This window comes from Bacillus sp. HU-1818, from assembly GCF_022695965.1.
Lineage (GTDB): Bacteria > Bacillota > Bacilli > Bacillales > Bacillaceae > Bacillus > Bacillus atrophaeus.
Map to the genome: position 1 here is coordinate 718,256 of NZ_JAAPBE010000002.1, position 20,936 is coordinate 739,191.

A 20,936-nucleotide genomic window follows, 5' to 3' on the forward strand; every position below is an offset into this window, starting at 1 on the left:
AAAAATGAATACTGTCACTAAAGAAATACATAACCTCGGTCAAGAACGGCTTTTGAAGCTTATTGAAACAAAACAGGCTGTAGTAGGCGTTCTGGGAATGGGGTATGTAGGATTTCCTCTTGCCTTGGAATGTGTCAATAAAGGATACCATGTCATCGGCTTTGACAAAAACAGTGAAAAAGTATCCTTATTAGCCGCCGGGCATAGCCATATCAATGATATAGATGAAAATAAACTGAAGGAAGCTTTACATACAAAGCGGTTTCAAGTAAGTGACAACATGGCCTCTATCCAGGATTGCGACATTATTGTGATATGTGTGCCGACACCCCTAGACAAAAAAGAAAAGATCCCCGATTTAACCTACATCGACAGTGCAGTTGACAGCATGATCGCTTATGGAAAGACAAATCAGCTCTTAATTTTAGAAAGCACGACCTATCCGGGAACAACGAAAAAAAAGATTGCGGAAAGAATGGAAGCCAGCCGGCAAATGAACATAGGCACCGACTTTTTTACAGCATACTCTCCTGAAAGAATTGATCCGGGAAATATTCAGTATGAAGTATCTGATATACCGAAAGTGGTCGGGGGAATAACAAAGACTTGCACAGAACTTGCCTCAGCGTTTTACAGCACAATCGTGAACAGCATCCATCCCGTCACCTCAGCTGAAGTAGCAGAAACAGCCAAACTCCTAGAGAATACCTACCGTTATGTAAACATTGCTTTAATCAATGAAATGGCGCTAAACTGCCGGGAACTCGATATTGATATTTGGGAAGTCATAAATGCCGCGGACACGAAGCCGTTCGGTTTCCAAAAGTTCAATCCAGGCCCCGGCGTAGGCGGACATTGTATACCGATAGACCCCTTTTATTTTAAATGGGTGGCCAATCAAAAAGGATTGAAGACAAAATTGATTGATTTGGCGGATGAAATTAATTCGGAAATGCCGATTTCTGTATCAGATTATGCCATAAAGTTAGTCAACAAAGAAAAACGCAGCATTTTATTAGTTGGTGTAGCTTATAAAAAAAATACGAATGATCCTCGGGAATCCTCAGCGCTTACAATTATGGGGGACTTGATGAAAAAGGGCTGCGAGACAGACTATCACGATCCTTTTATCGGGAAAATCCGCTTGGACGAGGGCAGTGTGAAGTATTCTGTCCCTTTTACAAAAGAACAGATCGATCAATATGATGTGGTGATTATTCATACCGATCATGATGATATAGACTACAGCATCTTGCAGGATACACCTCCGGTTATTTTTGATACAAGAAATGTTTGCAGTAATAAATTAGCTGACAATTTAAAGCTTGTCACACTATAGGAGGGAAAGACCATCAGTAACCGATATATCCCCTTTCATAAACCAGATATGACAAATGAAGAAATAGCAAGTGTAACTGAAACACTGCAATCAGGCTGGATTTCAAAAGGTCCAAAGGTGATTGAATTCGAAAAACAACTAGGTGAATTTACAGGAGCCGAACACGTGATCAGCTGTAATTCAGGAACCGCTGCCTTACATATGGCCTTACTTGCGCTAGGTGTAGGAGAAGGCGATGAAGTCATTGTGCCGAGCTTTACATTTTGTTCGAGTGTCAATGTCATCTTGCATGTCGGGGCAACCCCGGTTTTTGCAGACATTCGGGAGGCTGATTTATGTATAGACCCCGAGGATGTCAGACAAAAATTATCTCCACGCACCAAAGCGGTAATCGCCGTCCATTTTGCGGGCTATCCGGCAGATTTGGATGAGCTAGATGCAATATGCAAAGAAAATCAACTGTATTTAATTGAAGATGCCGCCCACGCGCTTGGGACTCAATATAACGGAACAATGATAGGCACTCATGGCGACGCGGTTTGCTTCAGCTTTTACGCTACAAAAAATATTACAACCGGAGAAGGCGGAGCTCTCATTGTGAAAGACGGCGAAGCGGCAGAGAGGGCCAGACTGTACGGCTGGCACGGCATTACGAAGAATGCCTGGAACCGCTACGGTGAAAAAGGCAGCTGGAGATATGACGTTTTATTGCCCGGTTTTAAATACAATATGACAGATATACAGGCGGCGCTGGGACTGGTACAGCTAAGCAGGGCTATCGACATTCAAGAAAAGCGGGAGCGTATTGCTCATTACTATGCTGCCGAGCTTGCTGATTCAGCTGACTCGTCACGGCTTCCTCTCGTTGATATACCTACCGGAATTACGCACTCATGGCATTTATTTATTTTTAGAATTAAAGGGCGCAGCGGGATGGACAGAGACCTGTTTATCGAGGAAATGAAAGCGAAAAATATCGGTCTTAGCGTCCACTTTATCCCTGTGCATATGCATCCGTATTATAAAGAGCATTTTCCCGCAAAACTGCCGGTAACGGAGAAAATTTTTACCGAAATTGTGTCACTTCCTTTGTATAGTCAATTATCTGAGGAAGATTGTGAATATATCATTCAGTCTATTAAAGAAACTTTAACTATCGAGAAGGGGGTTCGACAATGAAACACATTGCAATCATCGGAGGCGCAGGTTTTATCGGAAGTGAATTGGCAGCATTACTGCAAGATAAGGGTTTTTACACGACCATTGTAGATCAAAAAAAGCCGAATTCTGATGCACCGTTCCGTTATGCGGATATTTTAGATCAACAAACACTTCGTGAATCATTGCAGGGAGCGGATGCCGTCGTTCATTTGGCGGCAATGGTCGGTGTAGACAGCTGCCGCAGTAATGGTGAGGACGTCATCCGGGTCAACTTTGAGGGAACGAAAAATGTAACCGAGGTATGCAAAGAATTAGGGATCAGCACTCTTCTGTTTTCATCAAGTTCAGAAGTTTTCGGGGATTCGCCTGACTTTCCTTTTACCGAGACCAGCCAAAAGCTTCCGAAATCTGCATATGGAAAAGCGAAGCTGAAATCAGAAGAATATCTGAGGGAACAAGCGTCAGAACAGTTACATATCCGTGTTGTCCGGTACTTTAATGTGTATGGCGCGAAGCAGCGGGAAGATTTTGTCATGAACAAATTTTTCAGCCTGACCGAGTCCGGCCGGGACCTTCCGCTTTATGGAGACGGCGGGCAAATCAGATGCTTCAGCTATATCAGCGACATTGTCAATGGAACGTACCTTGCTCTCGTACATGAGGGTAATGAATTTGAAGACTTTAATATTGGGAATGACCAGCCGATCACCATAAAAGAACTGGCTGAGAAAATCAATGAAATCTCCGGCCGAAGCAAAGAACATTACATATTCAAAAAGCTGGGAGAAGACGGTGTCAGGGGTAAAGACATTGAAATCTTTAAACGGGCTCCTTCCATTGATAAGGCAAAACGTCTGCTTGGATATGTTCCCAAAGTCAGCCTTGATGAAGGATTGAGGATTATTAAAGATGAAAGAAAAAAACACAAGCTATCATTATCCTAAACACCCGGAGGAGATCAAGTTCCCCATTTATCCCGGACAGCTTTCAGGCATAAGCCGTTTGCATGCAGCCAAATCCTTGTTTACAGCTACAAAAAGCCGGTTAGCTGAGAAACTGGAGAGACGATATGAAAAAGGCGTTGTATTAACATCAAGCGGCAGTGCGGCTTTGGTGCTGGCCTTGACCTATTCGGGAGCCGGACCTGGTAAAGAAGTCATTCTGTCATCCTTTAATTGTCCAAATGTGATTGATGCGATCCTTCAGTGTGGAGCAACACCGGTTTTTGCCCAATTGGAGTTTGATTTGTCCCTGTCCGTTTCGGATGCCAGAAAAAAAGCGACTCGGCATACATGCGCCATTATTTTGACGCATGTATATGGCCGAAGTGAAAATCCGGAGATAATAGCCTGGGCAAGAGCGAATGGCATTTATATCATTGATGATGCTGCCCAAGCGATGTTTACGAAGCAAGCCGGAGTATATGCGGGCGGATTGGGGGATTTCGGCATCTTAAGCTTTGGGCCGTCCAAGCCTCTTGCCAGCATTGGAGGAGGAGCTTTAATTGCGACCAAAGATTTTCTCTGCCAACAAGACAGGCCGCCAATGGAAAAGCGCAGGCAAGTGATATCTGATTATAAACATTATATGAAAAATCAAAGAATGCAAGCTCTGATGAAACGAAAACAGCCTCAGCCCATTTCATATGTATTGAAGAAAACTGGTTTGGTGCCTTCTATGAAAGTAAGCAAGCTTGAGGTTCTGCCGCAATATCCGTCTGTCGTCTCTGTTTTACGGATGCATCCCTCAAGAGAAGCTATTATTGAATATCAACTGTCAAAAATAGATCAATTGATAAAAGCTTCAGCCAAAAATATAGAAACAGCCAGAGAACGATTTGAACAGGCGGAAACGACTTACGGCGTACAGATGATTCAGCCTAAAGAGGGAGAGTGTTTGAATTACTTGACGATTGTATTTCCGCAAGAAGAGGAGCGGTATGCCTGCTCCGTTTATTTAGCCGAAAAAGGAATTCAAACTTGCTGGAATTACCTCCCTCTCGATCTCATTCCGATTTATCAAACATATGCAACGCAGGCTGATGAAAATCCGTTTTGGAAAAGAGTCCTTTCATTGCCGTTCAAACCGCCGTTGACAGAAGAACAGACAAGGCAAATTGCCGAAACCGTTTTAAAGTTTGCAGAGCATCAGAATAAGAACTGAATGTTGGTGATAAAACATGCAAAATACCGTATGCAATAGTCAGCAAGTATGGGATCAGGCCGCTGCCGCGCACGAGGCGACACTATTTCAAAGCTATGAGTGGGGAAAGCTTATGGAAGAGCTTCCCGATACTTCATTTCACCCAGTCATACTGAAAACGGATGACGGACAAGCGGTCTATGTGCCTGTTTTTGAGCAGAATGGCAATATCAGCGGCAATATGATTGGGTACGGCGGACCTTTCTTAGAGGGGCCGATCTCGTTTGAATGGCTGCAGAGAGAGATCAAGGCTTTATTTGGCCGGGAGATGTCCAGGATGCTGCTGCCACACGATCAAGCCACATTTAATGAAGAATTAGGACCAAGATGGGAAGTCAAAACGACACATATGTTAACGCTGCCGGACACATTTGAAGAGCTATGGACGAGCTGTTCAGGAAAAGCTCGCACAGCTGTCAGATACGCAGAAAAGGAAAGTGTAACCATTCGGCAAATCGGGCAAAAAGAGCTGAATGAATTTTATGACCTGTACAAAGCGCATTCAGCAGCAATTGGCGCTCAATACGTATTACGATTATCTTTTTTTCAGAGGCTGCTTGAGAATCTTAGCAGCCGAGTCTTTTGGGTGGGGGCGTTTCTAGAACAAAAACTGATTAGCAGCAGTATTTTTCTCTATGACAGCTCTCATTTTTATTACTGGCAAAATGTAAACAGTCTCGACGGTAAAAAAGTACAGGCATCCTATTTATTAATGCGGGACGCATTACAGTTTGCCATTAATGCCAAGCTTCGTTGGGCTGATTTTGGCTACTCTCACAGTAAAGAGATTGCGAGACCGAAACGATATTGGGGAGCTGAAGAGAAACGATGTCTACAATTTACGGCAGCGGAGTAAAAGTGGTGAGCGGTCATCAATCCAGCTACATTCCGTGGTATGGTTTTTTTGAAAAAATTCATAAATCTGATCTATTTGCCATTCATGACACGGCTCAATTTGAGAAAAAAGGATTTCTTAACAGAAACCGAATTAAAACGCCCCAAGGCCCCAGATGGCTGACCGTTCCTTTACAGATGAAGAACTACAAGGAAATCGAGCTGCGCCATATGAAAATCGACCAGACACAGGACTGGCAAAGAAAACACTGGATGGCGATCCAAATGAACTACGCAAAAGCGCCTTACTTTGAACAATATCGAGCCTTTTTTGAAGATATATATCAAAGGGATTGGGAGTATCTCCATGAATTGAACATGTATATCATTCAGTTTTTTCTAAAAGAGCTGCGCATCTCAACGCCCATTTGTTATGTTTCAGAGCTTGAGTGCCGTAATGAGAAAAAAAGTGATTTTGTTCTTGCTCTTTGTCAAGAGCTGGGAGCCGGCCGATACTATTCAGGGAGCCAAGGATCGGACTATTTAATAGAAAGTGATTTTGAAAGAGATGGAATTGCCATTGAATATCAGACCATTAGATCGATTGAGTACCCGCAGTTATTTGGAGAGCATATTCCTCATCTTTCCATGATCGATATGCTGATGAACTGCGGAGCCGATATGGCGGAAACGCTAGTCAAAGGAGGGCAATATGATGAAAGTAATGGTGTTTGCGGCACATCCAGATGATGAGATTATCGGAGTCGGCGGAGCGCTGGCTAAACATGTGCGCCAAGGGGACAATGTGTCAGCGGTCATCATGGCAGAGGGGAAATCGTCAAGAAAAGCTGATTATGAAAAACCTGAGAATTCAATTATGCAAGATTCAAACAATGAAACGAAACAGGCACTCAGCACTCTTGGTATTGAAGATTTTGTCCGCTTAAACCTGCCTGATAACAGACTTGATTCTATGGATTTATTAGATGTTGTGAAAGAAGCAGAAAAACAAATCGAGCGGTTTCAGCCCGATATTGTGTATACCCAGTACGGAGGAGATATTAACATTGATCACACCGTCGTATTCAGAGCGGTGATGACGGCAACCCGCCCGCTCCCCGGTAATTTTGTTAAACAGGTGCTGGCCTATGAAACTTTATCTTCGACAGAATGGAATTATCTTCAGAAGGATCAATTTCACGCCAATTATTTCATCAATATTGAGGAAGAGCTTGATATGAAGCTGAAGGCCATGGCGTGCTACGGGTCTGAGCTTAGAGACTTTCCCCATCCCCGCTCCCTGCAAGCGATAGAAAATAATGCGTATGTATGGGGCGCAAAATCCGGCTTTAAAGCGGCGGAAGCGTTTATGCTTGTGAGAGGAACATGGTGAGGGCCTTATGATTGCTCAAATTCCTTTTTTCGGACTTGATCCGAAACAAATCGATGGCCGATGGGTCGAAGAAGGGTACGGGCTTGAAGCTAATATTTTTGACGGCCGCTCTTTTGAAGAAAAAGATTATGTGAAAAAGATCAATCAAACACTCGCATACGCACAACAGTTGCTTCCGTCTCTGTTAACGCTGCATTTTCCCACGGACAATGCAGATTATATTCATGAAAAACGCATCAAAGATCAGCTCCTCCATTTTGCGGAGCTCGCTGTGAAATACGATGCGAAGGGCATAACGGTTCACGCCAATCAATTTATGAATGTAGAAGAATTTCAACAATATGATCTGCAAGGAAACCGTAAAAAAATTATTGAATTTTTTGCAGAGTTTGATGAGGATTTGAAAGGCACGGATATTTGGATCGGTGTCGAAAACCTTCCGATTATCGGAAACCTGGGTGAAGATTTTGATCCAATTTTTATTTATCCTGAGGATTTTGAAGAGCTGGTTCAATTGAAATTGAAGCATGTCGGCATTACATGGGATATATGCCACTGGGCAATCACCTACCAGACGCACTTATCATCCTCTCTTATGTTTCGAAATGAAACATTGAAGTATCCCGATTTTTTTCAGTTTCTTTCGTTAGAAGAAGCCATTAAACATTATCATTTCAGCTCCTTTCGACAGCTTGCTTTTCCGCATGGGGATGTCCGCTGTTTTGAGGGGCAGCATCCCAAAACAGGAACCATTGATGAACGCCTGCTCCGACAAGCGACAGAGAAGTTGAAAACGCGTCATCAGGATGATGAAATGGGTATTGTATTTGAAGTGATGGAAACGGATTATACACAAAGGCAACAATCATGGAGAACTCTAGAATGGTTCGGCGGTGCTTCTGATGAAAAGGATAAAAAACAGTCGTAATCAGACATATCGAACACCGAGTTATGCAAGACTTTGGGCTGCGCAGGTGTTTTCTTCGGCGGCGGATGGTGTATGGCTGATTGCGCTTCCGCTCCTTGTTTTGGATTTAACCGGCAGCAAAATTCTTGTCGGCGTTATTTCTTTTATTGAACTTGTGCCTTTAACATTTGGAGTGTTAACGGGGCCATTGATAGACTCTTTTCGTAAAAAATCTATTTTATATATATGCAACACGGGAAGAGCCGCCATTATGGTGCTTCTGGCGGTACTTAGCGCAAACCATTTGTTATCCGTATGGATAGCGGGAGCGTGCGCTTTTTTTCTTTCTCTGCAATCGATGCTCTTCGCGCCTGCGAAAGTTGCGCTCATTCCGTTGCTTGTTCGCCAAAAACATCTGGATCAGGCGACTTCTTTAATGAATACAAGTGATTTAATAGGCTTGATCGTCGGAAAACTGATATGCGGTGTGTTACTGGCCACGATCCCGTTTAGCTTTCTGTTTACGATAAATGGGGCGGCTTTTTTTATCTCTGCCGTGCTGATTCTGCTCATTCGCACATCAGAACCTATTGTGCAAAAAAGCAAAGGAACAGAAGATATGAAGGCCGGTTATAGGATGCTGAAAGGAAATAAGACATGGCTGACATCTGTCGGTTATTTTTTCATTGTCAACCTTGTAATCGCCGGCCTGATTTCGGTTATGGGGCCGATTCTTGCGGTTGAACGTTTTGGTAAGGACTATTCGGTCTGGTTTGCCGTTATGTATGCAATGTTCCAGGCGGGTATGCTGTTAGGAAATCTGGCTGTATTTTTTAAGTGGAATACGAAACATCTAGTCCGCTTATATCCGCGGACTTTAACGGGGGCGGGGGCACTTATTATGATCTTGTTCTTTCCGCTTCACGGATTTGAATGCGTGATCTTTCTTATGCTTGGCATCATCATTTCATATATCGATGTGCAAACGGTGCTGTATTTTCAAAAAACAGTTCCGACCGCTTATTTTGGGAGGATCTTTGCTCTTATTTTTTCTATCGTAAAGATGGGAGAGCCGCTTTCTGCTGCTTTATATACGGCACTTTTGTTATTATTGACAGCAAACTACATTTTTCTGAGTATAGGACTATCTCTCATTTTAATCTTCTTCACTCTGTCAGTAATGCAGATTGTTCAAAGAACATCACATGAAAAAGCAGATCGGTCTGTCTGACAGGACATCAAAAAGAAGCGGCAGCCGAATATTTTGCGGCAGCCGCTTCTTTTTATAAATCAAGATAAAGCCTCACCATATCCCGGCACTGAATGCCGTTTTCAAAAATCTCCTCCTCATAATGTCTGATAAAAAAATCATGGTCAATAGCCTGCAGCCGGAACCCGCACTTTTGATAGAGAGACAGCTGATGAATGCTGGAATTTCCAGTACCGATCTCGATTGTGTCAGCTCCCCATCCTCTCGCCTTTTCAATGGCATCCTGCACAAGGCGTTTACCAATACCTTTGTTCTGCATAGATTCTCTCACAGCGATATTGACGATTTCAACCGTTTGCGGTCTGGTTTTTAAGAGTACATAGACTCCTGCCAGTTCGCTGCCGATCCAAGCTTCGTAACATTCGCCTCTTACCAGGTATTCATCAACAATTTCCTTTGAAGGATCCGCGAGCAGCAGAAGTTCATATAGCGCCTGATTCGCTTCTGTTGCTTTTTGAATGCTGAGTTGCATATTCACTCCACCTTTTTGTTATCGTTATATATTTTACTAATTCGCTCCAATTTCAATCCATTCTATTATAAGATATATAAGATAGGAAATGTTATACAAGTTAGTAGAATTGAATAGGAGGAAAGTCATGTTTTTTTGTAAGGAATGCGGCCAAAAGAATAATGAAGGGGCAAAGTTTTGTAAACAATGCGGAACCCCAATAGGAGGGGGGAGCAGGCCGGAAACAGCAAGTGCTGCAGAAAGCTCAGCCGTTCCGCGCAAGCCGATCCCTAAGAAAACCATCATGTTATGGAGCAGCATTGCCGCAGCGTGCGTCATATTATTCGCCGCATATAAAACCGGAGCGTACTTGACTTCAAAGGATAGGTTAGTCGACAAGTTTGAACAGGCTGTAAATGATGAGGATAAAGATCAAATCGCGTCTCTCCTTACGCCGGTAAATGACAAGCTTAAGCTGACTAAAAATAATGTAAAGCCGTTTCTTACATATTTAAAGGATCATCCTGACAAAAAAGATGAGCTTTTTGCATCGCTGCGTGCTGAAACAGCCCAAAAAGAAATCGTATACGCGGAGAAAGACGGGAAAAGCTTGCTAGTATTTGACCATTATGATTTAAAGATTACACCTGTTTATTTTGAAGTAACCAGCAATTATAAAAATACGGATCTCTATGTGAATAAAGAGGATGCAGGATCTATAAATAAAGCAGATCAAGCACAAACTCTCGGACCGTACATTCCCGGCGAATATACAGTCTCAGCCAAACTGAAAAACGATGTAGTCGATCTTGTGAAAAAGGAAGAAATTCAGGCGGTTGGTGATAACAGCTTTCGTGTTGATCTCTCATTGGAAGCAGACGATGTGACATTCAGCTTAGCGGATGACATCAAAAGCGCGAAGGGAGATTTGCTGATTAACGGAGTATCCATACATAAGGATCCGTTCAAAACTTTTACATACGGCCCTCTTTTGACTGATGGCAGTATGACGGCGACTGTGAAAACTGACTTTCCATGGGGCAAGCAAAAGACTGATGCAATGCCAATTACTGATAGCAACATGAAGCTGAGATTAGTTCCTGATAAAGAAACAAAAGAAAATATCATAGAAACCATAAATAAGGCTACTGAGCAATACACGGCTGCCTTTTCCGATGGAAAAACTGAACAGATGACAAATGCGTCATCCGATGTTAAAGCTCAAACGAAAAAACAAATATCAGAGATGAAGAGCAATCATATGTATTATAAGGGTAAGTATATAGAAACAGATTACGATCTCGATTCATTTTCTATTTCACAAAGTGACAAGGGACAATGGATTGTTTCAGTGAACGGAAATGAACTTCACGAATCATCGTATTTTGATGATTATACAGAACCTGAGATGACACAAGCACATACAGCCTATCGTTATTATTTGTCATATGATAAAAAACAAAAAAAATGGAAGCTTGAGAGTGCGGAGATCACTTCTGAAGCCATAGGAGACCACATGAAAACTCTAAAAAATGAAAATCCTAAAATATACACTTCCGCCTGGGCATCATCAAATGAGTCTAAAGTTAATTCCGGCATACTTACAAAAGAGCAAGTTACATCATTTATGGTTGATTATCTGACAAATCAATCAACCGCAGTGAATTTAAATGAATTTGCGGTCATGGAAGGCAATTTGGAAAAAGGAAGTTCATTATATAATGACCAGCAGAAATTGGTTAAGAAGCTGAGCAGCGAGGGAACGACCGAAGTATTTATTGATGTAGAGGTAAAAAGCTTTAGTCAAAGCGGCTCGAATATCACATTTAAAACATATGAAGAATTTGATATTACAAAATCAGGCGGCAGTACAAAGCGGAGAACGTACAACTGGACCTACACAGGCACAGTAAAGGACGGAAGAATTTATTTAACGTCTATTCAATAAAAACAAACCCCCATCACCAGCAGGCGATGGGGTTGTTTTTTTAAAAGAAGATATAACGGAAAATCTCTTTGATATAATGTTCGATGATTAACCGAAACGCAACGCACGTGATCAGATAAATCACAATGGTTGAGTAAATGATATCAGCCTTTCCTTTATACGAATGCTGGTAACTGCTCAACATCGCAGGAGGAATAGCGAAGAATGCGCCGATTAAACCAATCACTAACACGGTGAAACAAAGCTCTGTATGTAATAAAAACAATAGAAGTGCAAGAATCAAAATAGCCGTAAAGGGAATAAGAAACGCACCAAATCTGGAGAGTGAATCTTTAAATGACACTTGGTTTCCCGCGATTTTTAAGGAAAAAAAGATCAATGCATGCAACCCGAAAATAAAAAGGGCAAAGTAAATGGTTGGCTTTAAAAAGATTTCTGTAAAGCTCGCACTGCCGGGACCGTCTGAAAAAAGAATATAAAACATCAGCGGAGTTAGTAAACTGAAAAGCACCATTGTAATCATTCCGCTGATCAGCTGTTCTCCGCCTGTTGTTTTGCATTCCTGATAAGGTCGTTTCAGAACGGCTAGGACAAATGAACCGAACTGCTTTGCTGCTTGTTTTGCAGCTTCAGCTCCCGCCTGTGCTCCTTGATTTTCGCCCGTTTGGCGTGGCAAAGGTGAACCGCATTTTTCACAAAACTTTCCGCCATCCGTTTGATGGCCGCATTGAGGACAATACATACTTTGACTCCTTTTCCTTGTAATATAGGGATATTGTACTAATTACAATTATAAAAGAAAAAAATTGAAAAGGAACCTTATTTCTAAAATATAATTTTGTCTTCTTTGGCCGGCTAACCAAACCCGGACAAAAAAACGAGCCATACGTCTGCATTCTGGAATGTTTTCGCTGAACAGCCCTTTAGAGGAGCAGGAATAAATGTTCAGCCGGGATCAAAAGATCATATAACAGAGCGAGGAGGCATAGAATGTTCTCATTTATCATCCATATTTTTGTATCCTTATTCGCAGTCTCCAATCCAATCGGCAATGTTCCGATTTTTATTACGCTGACGGAAGGCTGTACAGCTAAAGAAAGAACTGCCATCGCACATAAGGCTGTCATTCTATCATTTTTTTGCCGGCGTTTCTTATATTCGGCCAGCTAATTTTTAAGCTGTTTGACATCAATATTCACGCACTTCGGGTGGCGGGCGGCATTTTTATTTTTGGCATCGCCTATCATTTTATTAAATGCAAAAGAGTCTCATGTACAATCTCTTCATCAAGATGAACATAGAGAGAGTAAGGAAAAAGCGGATATTTCGGTGCCGCCGCTATCAATCCCGAATGCGACCGTTATGAGATTATCAGCCTGACATATCGGAGCCGGCCATTACATCAGTGTGACCATATAAGCTTGGCAAGACGGAGATGAATGTGATTACCCGGCTAATGGGTTTGATTCTGGCGGTGGCAGCAGCCGGAATGATCGGAGCAGGTCTGAAAGGAATGTTTCCTGTACTTGTTTCTTAACGATAAAAAAAGCAGTTCCCTTTTATTCACTGAGGGAGCTGCTTTTTATTGTTTTGGGGACATATTGAAAAACTTCTTCGCTTTCAAAAAAATCAATTAAGCGGCTCAGCCAATCATAATAATTAAGCCATTCTTTTAATTCAATCAAAAGCTGGTCAACCTTCGCTTCTGCTTCAGGACTCAGGTTTTCCTCTTTTAATAGATCAGTCAGCTCGCGGCTGAGTTTTTTGTGGAGCATTTTATTTTTGCTAACGACTTTTGTCCAATTCGCTGTAAATAAAGAAATGAAGGTTTGATAGTAGTCCTGTTCGACGTCGTAGAGATCCTTTCTGACCCCTCTTTCAAACACTTTTTCCGCAAGGTTGGCATCTATCATTTCCCGGACAACCTGGCTCATCCGTGTTTTGCTCATTCCGGTAGCTTCAGAAAGCTCGCTTAACGTCATCGGCTTGCGGTTCATATAAATGATGCCGAGCACACGCCCGACAGTAGCGGGCATTCCAAACGTATGCATATTTTCCGCAATCTTCTCAATGAGGTGCTCCTCAGCATGTTCGATGATTTCAAGAGCATTTTTTTCCACAGATGATCATCCCTTCACTGACAATTCATGTTGTCAATATATCATATTTTTGGCAGTTGTTGAAAACGTTTATATGCTGAGGATAAGGGAGGAAATGAGAGAGATTGTAAGAACACTGCCGCTGGTTATGTCATAACAATAAATAATATGTGTATTACATGTAATTTCAACACATTGTAAACTTTTTATTTTATAAAGTTTATAATATAATAAAGGTTATACTTTTCAGAAAAATAACGGAAACCTGTTGGAGGTGCACGGATTGCTGAAATTAGAAAATGTTTCAAAAATATATAAAGGCGGAAAAAAAGCTGTCAACAGCATCAATTTAGATATCGCGAAAGGCGAGTTCATCTGTTTTATCGGGCCGAGTGGCTGCGGAAAAACAACGACAATGAAAATGATTAACCGTTTGATTGAGCCTTCGTCAGGCAAGATTTTTATCGACGGTGAAAACATCATGGAGCAGGACCCGGTTGAGCTGAGAAGAAAAATCGGCTATGTGATCCAGCAGATTGGTTTATTTCCCCACATGACCATCCAGCAAAACATTTCACTCGTTCCGAAACTGCTGAAATGGCCGGAAGATAAACGGAAAGAACGGGCAAGAGAGCTGTTAAAGCTTGTTGATATGGGACCTGAATATTTAGAACGTTATCCCCATGAGCTGAGCGGCGGCCAGCAGCAAAGAATCGGCGTGCTAAGGGCGCTGGCAGCGGAACCTCCCCTTATTTTAATGGATGAACCGTTCGGAGCGCTTGATCCGATTACACGAGATTCTCTTCAAGAAGAATTCAAAAAACTGCAAAGAACATTAAACAAAACCATTGTCTTTGTAACCCACGATATGGATGAGGCCATTAAGCTTGCCGATCGTATCGTCATTTTAAAGGGAGGAGAGATCGTCCAAGTCGGATCGCCTGATGACATTCTCCGAAATCCGGTTAATGAATTCGTAGAGGAATTTATCGGAAAAGAAAGGCTGCTTCAATCCCGGCCTGATATCGAGCGGGTTGAGCAAATGATGAATAAAAAGCCAGTTACCATTACGGCGGATAAAACACTTTCTCAAGCCATTCAATTGATGAGAGAACAACGTGTGGATTCACTGCTGGTTGTTGATGAGCAAAACGTGCTTCAGGGCTATGTCGATGTCGAAATCATAGATGAAAAACGGAAAAAAGCAAGCCTTGTCGGTGATGTGTTCCGTTCTGATATTTATACGGTGCAAAGCGGAACCCTCCTTCGCAATACGGTCCGCAAGATTTTAAAACGGGGAATCAAATATGTTCCGGTAGTTGATCAAGAGAATCATCTGGTCGGCATTGTGACGAGAGCGAGCCTTGTGGACATTGTGTACGATTCAATCTGGGGAGAAGAAGACCAATTAGTGACGACATAATGTGAGGAGGTGCTCTTTAGAATGAATCAGTTTATAGATTTTTTGCAAACGAACGGCGGAGAAATGCTTTATAAAACATGGGAGCATTTATATATTTCTATTATTGCCGTTATATTAGGCATTCTTGTTGCCGTTCCGCTCGGTGTCGTTCTGGCGAGAATGAAGAAAGGAGCCGGCACGATCATCGGTATCGTCAATATTGTGCAAACATTGCCGAGCCTTGCCATTTTAGCCTTTTTTATTCCTTTGCTTGGCGTAGGAAAAGTACCGGCTATTGTCGCGTTATTTTTCTACTCCGTACTGCCGATTCTCAGAAATACCTATACAGGCATTCAAGGGGTAAACAAGAACCTGCTGGAGTCAGGAAAAGGAATCGGAATGACCGGCTGGGAGCAGATCCGGTTAGTCGAGCTTCCGCTTGCGGTGCCGATTATTATGGCGGGAATCCGAACGTCTACCATCTATTTGATCGGCTGGGCGACACTCGCGTCCTTTATAGGAGGCGGCGGACTCGGTGATTATATTTTTATCGGATTGAACCTGTATCAGCCTGAATATATCATCGGAGGCGCGGTGCCGGTCACGATTTTAGCAATTATAATTGATTATCTGCTGGCTGTAACGGAACGGAAAGTGACACCGAAAGGACTGCAAGGGATGAAGGAAGTTTCATAAGGAGTTGGCTGTCTTGAAAAATAAACGAATCAGATGGTTTGGCGCGTTCGCTCTCGCTTCAGCTCTGCTGTTAGGCGGCTGTTCACTGCCGGGGCTCAGCGGAGCTTCAGATCAAACGATTAAAATTGGCGCGCAGAGCATTACAGAGTCGGAAATATTAGCGAACATAATCGCTCAGCTTATCGAGCATAACACGGACTTGAATACAGCATTAATTAAAAATCTCGGCTCCAACTATGTGCAGCAACAGGCGATGGTCGGCGGTGATATTGATATTTCCGCCACCCGTTATTCCGGGACGGACTTAACGAGCACCCTCGGAATGGAGGCGGAGAAAGACCCCAAAAAAGCGCTGGATATTGTGCAAAAAGAGTTTGAGAAGCGTTTTAAATATAGATGGTTTGATTCTTACGGGTTTGAAAACACATACGCGTTTACTGTGTCAAAAGAGCTTGCTGAGAAAGACCATTTGAATACCGTTTCAGATATTAAGAAAAACGCAGACAAATACAAGCTGGGAGTCGACAATGCGTGGCTGAAGCGGAAAGGCGACGGCTACAATGGATTTGTCAGCACGTATGGGTTTGAGTTTGGCACAACCTATCCGATGCAGATTGGTCTTGTGTATGACGCAGTAAAAAACGGAAAGATGGATGCCGTCCTTGCCTATTCTACAGACGGACGGATTAAGGCGTATGATTTGAAAATTTTAAAAGACGACAAGCAATTTTTCCCGCCTTATGACTGTTCGCCGGTTGTTCCCGAGAAAGTGCTGAAACAGCATCCGGAGCTTGAAGGCCTTTTGAATAAGCTGATCGGACAAATTGATACGGAAACAATGCAGGAGCTGAACTACGAAGTGGATGGAAAGCTGAAAGAACCGTCAGTCGTGGCGAAAGAATTTTTGGAGAAACACGATTACTTTGAGTAAGAAACGAGGGGAAGCAGATGGAAGTGTTACAGCAGCTTGGCACTTATTATTCACAAAACGGGGGTTACGTGCTGCATGAGTTTTACCGCCATTTTCTGATGTCAGTGTATGGCGTTTTATTCGCGGCTGTTATCGGCATTCCCACAGGGATTTTCATTGCCAGATACAGAGCATTAAGCGGCTGGATTTTCGCGATTACAAATGTGATTCAGACAGTTCCCGCGCTCGCCATGCTCGCCGTCTTGATGCTTGTGATGGGGCTTGGCGCCAATACGGTGATCTTGTCTTTATTTCTGTATTCGCTTTTGCCGATTATCAGAAACACGTACACAGGCATTGTCAGCATTGAGCACGCGTACCTGGAATCAGGAAAAGCGATGGGTATGACGAAATTTCAGGTGCTCCGCATGGTGGAACTGCCGCTGGCGCTTTCGGTCATCATGGCAGGCCTCCGAACGGCGCTTGTCATTGCTATCGGCATTACGGCGATCGGAACATTCGTCGGCGCGGGCGGACTCGGCGATATCATCGTCAGAGGCTCAAACGCGACAAACGGCACCGCGATTATTTTAGCCGGCGCGATTCCGACCGCTCTCATGGCGGTTATCGCCGATTTGGTGATGGGCTGGCTTGAACGCGCGTTAAGCCCTGTGAAAAAGAAAAAAGGAAAACAGCTGAAACCGACTGCTGTATCTTGATGGTTTAAAAAAACGCCTAGTAGCTAAGGCGTTTTTTTTATGGTTTCGGGACATGCTTAAAAACCTCTTCACTCTCAAAAAATTCAATTAAACGGCTGATCCAGTTATAGTAATCGAGCCATTCCTTTAATTCTTTGAGCAATTCATTTATTTTCACTTCGGCCTCAGGGGAAAGGTCGCCCTCAAGAGCAGTCAGCAGCTCGCGGTTCAGCTTTTTATGCATCATTTTATTTTTGCTGACCACCTTGCTCCAGTTTGCCGAAAATAATGTGATAAAGGTTTGGTAGTAATCCTGCTCTACATCGTATAGATCCTTACGCACGCCTTTTTCAAATACTTTTTCGGCTATATTCACATCAAGCATTTCCCGAACGACCTGGCTCATTCTTGTTTTGCTCATGCCGGTTTCTTCTGATAATTCGTTTAACGTCATGGGTTTGCGATTCATATAAATAATGCCCAAAATTCGCCCCACAGTCGAAGGCATTCCGAACGTGTGCATATTTTCCGCGATTCTGTCTATTAAATGGTCCTCTGCTTGTTCGATGATTGTTAACGGATCCTTCTCCAACAGTTTCAATCCTTTCAGATGGCAATTCCGATGTCAATATACCACATTTTTAATACAACGAAAATGCTATAAATAGAGAATTTGGCAGGAAATTGGAGCAAATATAAGAACATCGGTGATGCATAGGCATAAATCAAGGCTTACACATACTTTATATATAATATGAACATATTGTAAACTTTTTATTTTATAAAGTTTAATTTATAATGGTTAAAGCTCAATTTTCTGAAAAATTAAATACGAATTTAACAAATTGAATGAATTTAATTACGGAGGTGTTCATGTTTGCTGACATTAGAAAATGTCTCGAAGAACTATAAAGGCGGGAAAAAAGCCGTCAACAGCATTAACTTGAAGATCGAAAAGGGCGAATTTATTTGTTTTATCGGACCGAGCGGCTGCGGAAAAACGACAACGATGAAAATGATCAACAGGCTGATTGAGCCGTCATCTGGCACCATTTCTATTGACGGTGAAAACATTATGGAGCAGGACCCGGTAGAACTGAGGAGAAAAATCGGATATGTCATTCAGCAGATCGGGCTGTTTCCCCATATGACGATTCAGCAAAACATTGCGCTTGTGCCGAAACTTTTGAAATGGCCGGAAGAAAAACGAAAAGAACGGGCGCGAGAGCTTTTAAAATTGGTCGATATGGGACCGGAATATTTAGACCGTTATCCACACGAATTAAGCGGAGGACAGCAGCAGAGAATAGGTGTGTTACGGGCACTTGCAGCAGAACCGCCGCTTATCTTAATGGATGAACCGTTCGGGGCGCTTGACCCGATTACGAGGGATTCCCTTCAGGAAGAATTTAAAAAACTGCAAAAAACCTTACATAAAACCATCGTATTTGTTACCCATGACATGGATGAAGCGATTAAACTGGCAGACCGGATCGTCATTTTGAAAGCGGGAGAAATCGTACAGGTCGGAACGCCAGATGAGATTTTGAGAAATCCTGCAGACGAATTTGTAGAGGAGTTTATCGGCAAGGAACGGCTGATTCAGTCGTCAAGCCCCGATATGGAGCGTGTTGACCAGATCATGAACAGGCATCCTGTTACCATTACGGCAGATAAAACCCTCTCAGAAGCCATTCAAGTGATGCGGGAGCACCGTGTAGACTCCTTGCTTGTCGTTGACAGCCGAAACGTCCTGCTAGGCTTTGTGGACGTGGAGATGATTGATCAGCATCGTCGAAAGGCAAAGCTTGTGGCGGAAGTGCTGAATCCTGATATTTACACTGTGTTAAGCAGCACCTTATTGCGTGATACGGTTCATAAGATCTTGAAACGGGGCGTGAAATATGTGCCGGTAGTTGACGAAGATCATCACCTGGTCGGCATTGTGACCAGAGCGAGTCTCGTGGACATCGTCTATGAGTCGATATGGGGAGAAGAAAATCAGCTCGCGGTTATGTCATGAGGAGGTGGTAAAACATGAATCAGACCGTTCAATTTTTACAAACCAATGGCGGAGAAATGCTTTATAAAACATGGGAGCATTTATATATTTCTATCATCGCCGTCATATTAGGCATACTTGTCGCTGTGCCGCTTGGTATTGCCTTAACGAGAATGAAAAAAGGCGCCGGGTTGGTCATCGGCATTGTCAATATCATTCAGACCTTGCCGAGTTTGGCGATTCTCGCTTTTTTTATCCCGCTGTTAGGAGTGGGAAAGGTTCCGGCTATCGTGGCTCTATTTTTCTATTCCGTTTTGCCGATTCTCAGAAACACGTATACAGGCATTCTCGGTGTGAACAAAAATCTGCTTGAGTCAGGAAAGGGAATCGGCATGACCGCAGGCGAACAAATCCGCCTTGTTGAGCTTCCGCTCGCTGTGCCTGTCATTATGGCGGGTGTCAGAACTTCAACGATTTATTTAATCGGCTGGGCGACACTCGCGTCCTTTATCGGAGGCGGCGGACTGGGTGATTATATTTTTATCGGCCTGAATTTGTATCAGCCTGAATATATCATCGGCGGAGCGGTGCCGGTCACAATTTTGGCGATTCTCATAGATTATTTGCTTGCGGTGACGGAACGAAAAGTCACACCTGATGGATTGCAAGGATTGAAGAATGTTTCATAAGGAGGTGGCTGTTGTGAAAAAGAAACACATCCAGCGGCTCGGTGGGCTTGCGTGTTTGTTTGTATTGCTGTTGAGCGGCTGTTCGCTTCCGGGACTCAGCGCAGCGTCCGATCAGACGATTAAAATCGGCGCGCAAAGCATGAGCGAGTCGGAAATCATCGCCAGCATGCTTGGACAGCTGATCGAACATAACACAGATCTGAAAACAACAACGATAAAAAATCTCGGCTCCAATGCGGTTCAGCAGCAGGCGCTGATGAGCGGAGAAATTGATATTGCCGCGACCCGTTACACTGGTGACGCTTTGACAGGCACACTCAGAATGGATGCTGAAAAGGACCCTGAGAAAGCATTAAAACTTACACAGCGGGAATTTAAAAAAAGGTACGATCTCAAATGGTATGATTCGTATGGCTTTGATAATACATATGCCTTTACCGTCTCAAAGGAGCTTGCAGACCGATATCATCTTGAAACGGTTTCAGATGTGAAAAAACAGGCGGCTGATCTGAAGCTCGGCGTTGACAACTATTGGATGAAGCGTAAAGGAGACGGGTATGAGGATTTCACGAAAACCTACGGCATGAAGTTCGGCGGAACATTCCCGATGCAAATCGGCCTCGTGTACGATGCGGTGAAAAACGGCAAAATGGACATCGTTTTAGCGTACTCAACCGATGGGAGAATTAAATCCTACGACCTGAAAATCTTAAAGGATGACAAACGCTTCTTTCCGCCGTATGACTGCTCTCCGGTCGTTCCCGAAAAAGTCTTGAAAGAGCATCCTCAGCTTGAAGGCATCATTCAAAAGATGCTCGGTCAAATTGATACGGAAACAATGCAGGAGCTGAACTACGAAGTGGACGGAAAGCTGAAAGAGCCGTCAGTCGTGGCAAAAGAATACTTGCAAAAACACAATTACTTTGAATAAAGAA

General features: G+C 43.1%; 21 protein-coding genes and 1 pseudogene. 18 read left to right on the plus strand and 4 right to left on the minus strand.

Annotated elements, in window-relative coordinates:
* Positions 1-4 precede the first annotated feature (4 nt).
* Genes GXP75_RS08935 through GXP75_RS08975 form a run of 9 tightly spaced genes read left to right on the plus strand, consistent with a single transcriptional unit; the run spans position 5 to position 9,067 of the window.
* The gene (locus tag GXP75_RS08935) at positions 5-1,339 is read left to right on the plus strand and encodes a nucleotide sugar dehydrogenase (RefSeq protein ID WP_242556627.1); all 1,335 of its coding nucleotides are present in this window, start codon (positions 5-7) and stop codon (positions 1,337-1,339) included.
* A 48-nt stretch (positions 1,340-1,387) separates the two neighbouring features.
* Positions 1,388-2,518: a DegT/DnrJ/EryC1/StrS family aminotransferase gene (locus tag GXP75_RS08940; RefSeq protein WP_242556628.1), complete on the plus strand. Its 1,131-nt coding sequence runs from the start codon at positions 1,388-1,390 to the stop codon at positions 2,516-2,518.
* A complete protein-coding gene (locus GXP75_RS08945; RefSeq protein WP_214916518.1) occupies positions 2,515-3,444 on the plus strand; it encodes an NAD-dependent epimerase/dehydratase family protein in 930 nt (309 codons plus the stop codon). Before GXP75_RS08940 ends, GXP75_RS08945 begins: the two co-directional genes overlap by 4 nt.
* Positions 3,410-4,663 (plus strand): aminotransferase class V-fold PLP-dependent enzyme, encoded by a 1,254-nt coding sequence (locus GXP75_RS08950; RefSeq protein WP_242556629.1) that lies wholly within the window; start codon positions 3,410-3,412, stop codon positions 4,661-4,663. The genes GXP75_RS08945 and GXP75_RS08950 overlap by 35 nt, the downstream gene beginning before the upstream one ends.
* 16 nt (positions 4,664-4,679) lie before the next feature.
* Positions 4,680-5,558: a peptidoglycan bridge formation glycyltransferase FemA/FemB family protein gene (locus GXP75_RS08955; protein ID WP_242556630.1), complete on the plus strand. Its 879-nt coding sequence runs from the start codon at positions 4,680-4,682 to the stop codon at positions 5,556-5,558.
* Positions 5,531-6,286, plus strand: a complete 756-nt coding sequence (locus tag GXP75_RS08960; RefSeq protein WP_242556631.1) for a WbqC family protein — start codon at positions 5,531-5,533, stop codon at positions 6,284-6,286. The genes GXP75_RS08955 and GXP75_RS08960 overlap by 28 nt, the downstream gene beginning before the upstream one ends.
* Positions 6,252-6,929, plus strand: coding sequence for a PIG-L deacetylase family protein (locus GXP75_RS08965; protein ID WP_214916525.1), 678 nt, complete (start codon positions 6,252-6,254; stop codon positions 6,927-6,929). The genes GXP75_RS08960 and GXP75_RS08965 overlap by 35 nt, the downstream gene beginning before the upstream one ends.
* Before the next feature lie 7 nt (positions 6,930-6,936).
* On the plus strand, positions 6,937-7,857 hold the full coding sequence (locus tag GXP75_RS08970; RefSeq protein WP_214916527.1) for a TIM barrel protein: 921 nt from the start codon (positions 6,937-6,939) through the stop codon (positions 7,855-7,857).
* Complete coding sequence (locus GXP75_RS08975) at positions 7,832-9,067, plus strand: MFS transporter (protein ID WP_214916530.1); 1,236 nt, start codon at positions 7,832-7,834, stop codon at positions 9,065-9,067. The genes GXP75_RS08970 and GXP75_RS08975 overlap by 26 nt, the downstream gene beginning before the upstream one ends.
* 52 nt (positions 9,068-9,119) lie before the next feature.
* Here GXP75_RS08975 and GXP75_RS08980 read toward each other — a convergent pair whose 3' ends face one another.
* The gene (locus GXP75_RS08980; RefSeq protein ID WP_242556632.1) at positions 9,120-9,584 is read right to left on the minus strand and encodes a GNAT family N-acetyltransferase; all 465 of its coding nucleotides are present in this window, start codon (positions 9,582-9,584) and stop codon (positions 9,120-9,122) included.
* Between the two features lie 121 nt (positions 9,585-9,705).
* Between GXP75_RS08980 and GXP75_RS08985 the strand changes: the two genes are divergently transcribed.
* Positions 9,706-11,505 (plus strand): zinc ribbon domain-containing protein, encoded by a 1,800-nt coding sequence (locus GXP75_RS08985; protein WP_242556633.1) that lies wholly within the window; start codon positions 9,706-9,708, stop codon positions 11,503-11,505.
* 40 nt (positions 11,506-11,545) lie between these two features.
* Here the strand turns inward: GXP75_RS08985 and GXP75_RS08990 are convergent, their stop codons facing one another.
* Complete coding sequence (locus GXP75_RS08990) at positions 11,546-12,247, minus strand: zinc ribbon domain-containing protein (RefSeq protein ID WP_214916539.1); 702 nt, start codon at positions 12,245-12,247, stop codon at positions 11,546-11,548.
* A 248-nt stretch (positions 12,248-12,495) separates the two neighbouring features.
* Between GXP75_RS08990 and GXP75_RS08995 the strand changes: the two are divergent.
* Positions 12,496-13,042: pseudogene (locus tag GXP75_RS08995) on the plus strand (NAAT family transporter).
* 22 nt (positions 13,043-13,064) lie between these two features.
* Here GXP75_RS08995 and GXP75_RS09000 read toward each other — a convergent pair.
* Positions 13,065-13,625 (minus strand): GbsR/MarR family transcriptional regulator, encoded by a 561-nt coding sequence (locus GXP75_RS09000; protein WP_010789958.1) that lies wholly within the window; start codon positions 13,623-13,625, stop codon positions 13,065-13,067.
* 262 nt (positions 13,626-13,887) lie between these two features.
* Here GXP75_RS09000 and opuCA point away from each other — a divergent pair, with 262 nt between their 5' ends.
* Genes opuCA through opuCD form a run of 4 tightly spaced genes read left to right on the plus strand, consistent with a single transcriptional unit; the run spans position 13,888 to position 17,331 of the window.
* On the plus strand, positions 13,888-15,027 hold the full coding sequence (opuCA, locus tag GXP75_RS09005) for an osmoprotectant ABC transporter ATP-binding protein OpuCA (protein ID WP_242556634.1): 1,140 nt from the start codon (positions 13,888-13,890) through the stop codon (positions 15,025-15,027).
* Between the two features lie 21 nt (positions 15,028-15,048).
* Positions 15,049-15,702: an ABC transporter permease gene (locus GXP75_RS09010; protein WP_010789956.1), complete on the plus strand. Its 654-nt coding sequence runs from the start codon at positions 15,049-15,051 to the stop codon at positions 15,700-15,702.
* A 13-nt stretch (positions 15,703-15,715) separates the two neighbouring features.
* On the plus strand, positions 15,716-16,633 hold the full coding sequence (gene opuCC, locus GXP75_RS09015; protein WP_242556635.1) for an osmoprotectant ABC transporter substrate-binding protein: 918 nt from the start codon (positions 15,716-15,718) through the stop codon (positions 16,631-16,633).
* A 17-nt stretch (positions 16,634-16,650) separates the two neighbouring features.
* Positions 16,651-17,331, plus strand: a complete 681-nt coding sequence (opuCD, locus tag GXP75_RS09020; RefSeq protein ID WP_063638003.1) for a glycine betaine/carnitine/choline/choline sulfate ABC transporter permease OpuCD — start codon at positions 16,651-16,653, stop codon at positions 17,329-17,331.
* 37 nt (positions 17,332-17,368) lie between these two features.
* Here the strand turns inward: opuCD and GXP75_RS09025 are convergent, their stop codons facing one another.
* Positions 17,369-17,902 (minus strand): GbsR/MarR family transcriptional regulator, encoded by a 534-nt coding sequence (locus tag GXP75_RS09025; RefSeq protein WP_003326896.1) that lies wholly within the window; start codon positions 17,900-17,902, stop codon positions 17,369-17,371.
* Between the two features lie 285 nt (positions 17,903-18,187).
* On the opposite strand from GXP75_RS09025, the gene GXP75_RS09030 reads away from it, so the two are divergent.
* From GXP75_RS09030 to opuBC, 3 genes are read left to right on the plus strand one after another with little or no spacing between them, the layout of a single operon-like run.
* Positions 18,188-19,333, plus strand: coding sequence for a betaine/proline/choline family ABC transporter ATP-binding protein (locus GXP75_RS09030; protein ID WP_242556636.1), 1,146 nt, complete (start codon positions 18,188-18,190; stop codon positions 19,331-19,333).
* Positions 19,334-19,347: 14 nt separating this feature from the next.
* Positions 19,348-20,001, plus strand: a complete 654-nt coding sequence (locus GXP75_RS09035) for an ABC transporter permease (protein ID WP_010789951.1) — start codon at positions 19,348-19,350, stop codon at positions 19,999-20,001.
* Positions 19,991-20,932, plus strand: coding sequence for a choline ABC transporter substrate-binding lipoprotein OpuBC (gene opuBC / locus GXP75_RS09040; protein ID WP_277990702.1), 942 nt, complete (start codon positions 19,991-19,993; stop codon positions 20,930-20,932). The genes GXP75_RS09035 and opuBC overlap by 11 nt, the downstream gene beginning before the upstream one ends.
* Positions 20,933-20,936: the final 4 nt, after the last annotated feature.

Bases quoted from the DNA above. Each gene is read 5' to 3' on its own strand.
- GXP75_RS08935 (WP_242556627.1), top strand. From the start codon at position 5: ATGAATACTGTCACTAAAGAAATACATAACCTCGGTCAAGAACGGCTT.
- GXP75_RS08965 (WP_214916525.1), top strand. From the start codon at position 6,252: ATGAAAGTAATGGTGTTTGCGGCACATCCAGATGATGAGATTATCGGA.
- GXP75_RS08955 (WP_242556630.1), top strand. From the start codon at position 4,680: ATGCAAAATACCGTATGCAATAGTCAGCAAGTATGGGATCAGGCCGCT.
- GXP75_RS09010 (WP_010789956.1), top strand. From the start codon at position 15,049: ATGAATCAGTTTATAGATTTTTTGCAAACGAACGGCGGAGAAATGCTT.
- opuBC (WP_277990702.1), top strand. From the start codon at position 19,991: ATGTTTCATAAGGAGGTGGCTGTTGTGAAAAAGAAACACATCCAGCGG.
- GXP75_RS08945 (WP_214916518.1), top strand. From the start codon at position 2,515: ATGAAACACATTGCAATCATCGGAGGCGCAGGTTTTATCGGAAGTGAA.
- GXP75_RS09035 (WP_010789951.1), top strand. From the start codon at position 19,348: ATGAATCAGACCGTTCAATTTTTACAAACCAATGGCGGAGAAATGCTT.
- GXP75_RS08970 (WP_214916527.1), top strand. From the start codon at position 6,937: ATGATTGCTCAAATTCCTTTTTTCGGACTTGATCCGAAACAAATCGAT.
- GXP75_RS08975 (WP_214916530.1), top strand. From the start codon at position 7,832: ATGAAAAGGATAAAAAACAGTCGTAATCAGACATATCGAACACCGAGT.
- opuCD (WP_063638003.1), top strand. From the start codon at position 16,651: ATGGAAGTGTTACAGCAGCTTGGCACTTATTATTCACAAAACGGGGGT.
- GXP75_RS08960 (WP_242556631.1), top strand. From the start codon at position 5,531: ATGTCTACAATTTACGGCAGCGGAGTAAAAGTGGTGAGCGGTCATCAA.
- GXP75_RS08950 (WP_242556629.1), top strand. From the start codon at position 3,410: ATGAAAGAAAAAAACACAAGCTATCATTATCCTAAACACCCGGAGGAG.
- GXP75_RS08990 (WP_214916539.1), bottom strand. From the start codon at position 12,247: ATGTATTGTCCTCAATGCGGCCATCAAACGGATGGCGGAAAGTTTTGT.
- GXP75_RS08985 (WP_242556633.1), top strand. From the start codon at position 9,706: ATGTTTTTTTGTAAGGAATGCGGCCAAAAGAATAATGAAGGGGCAAAG.
- GXP75_RS08940 (WP_242556628.1), top strand. From the start codon at position 1,388: ATGACAAATGAAGAAATAGCAAGTGTAACTGAAACACTGCAATCAGGC.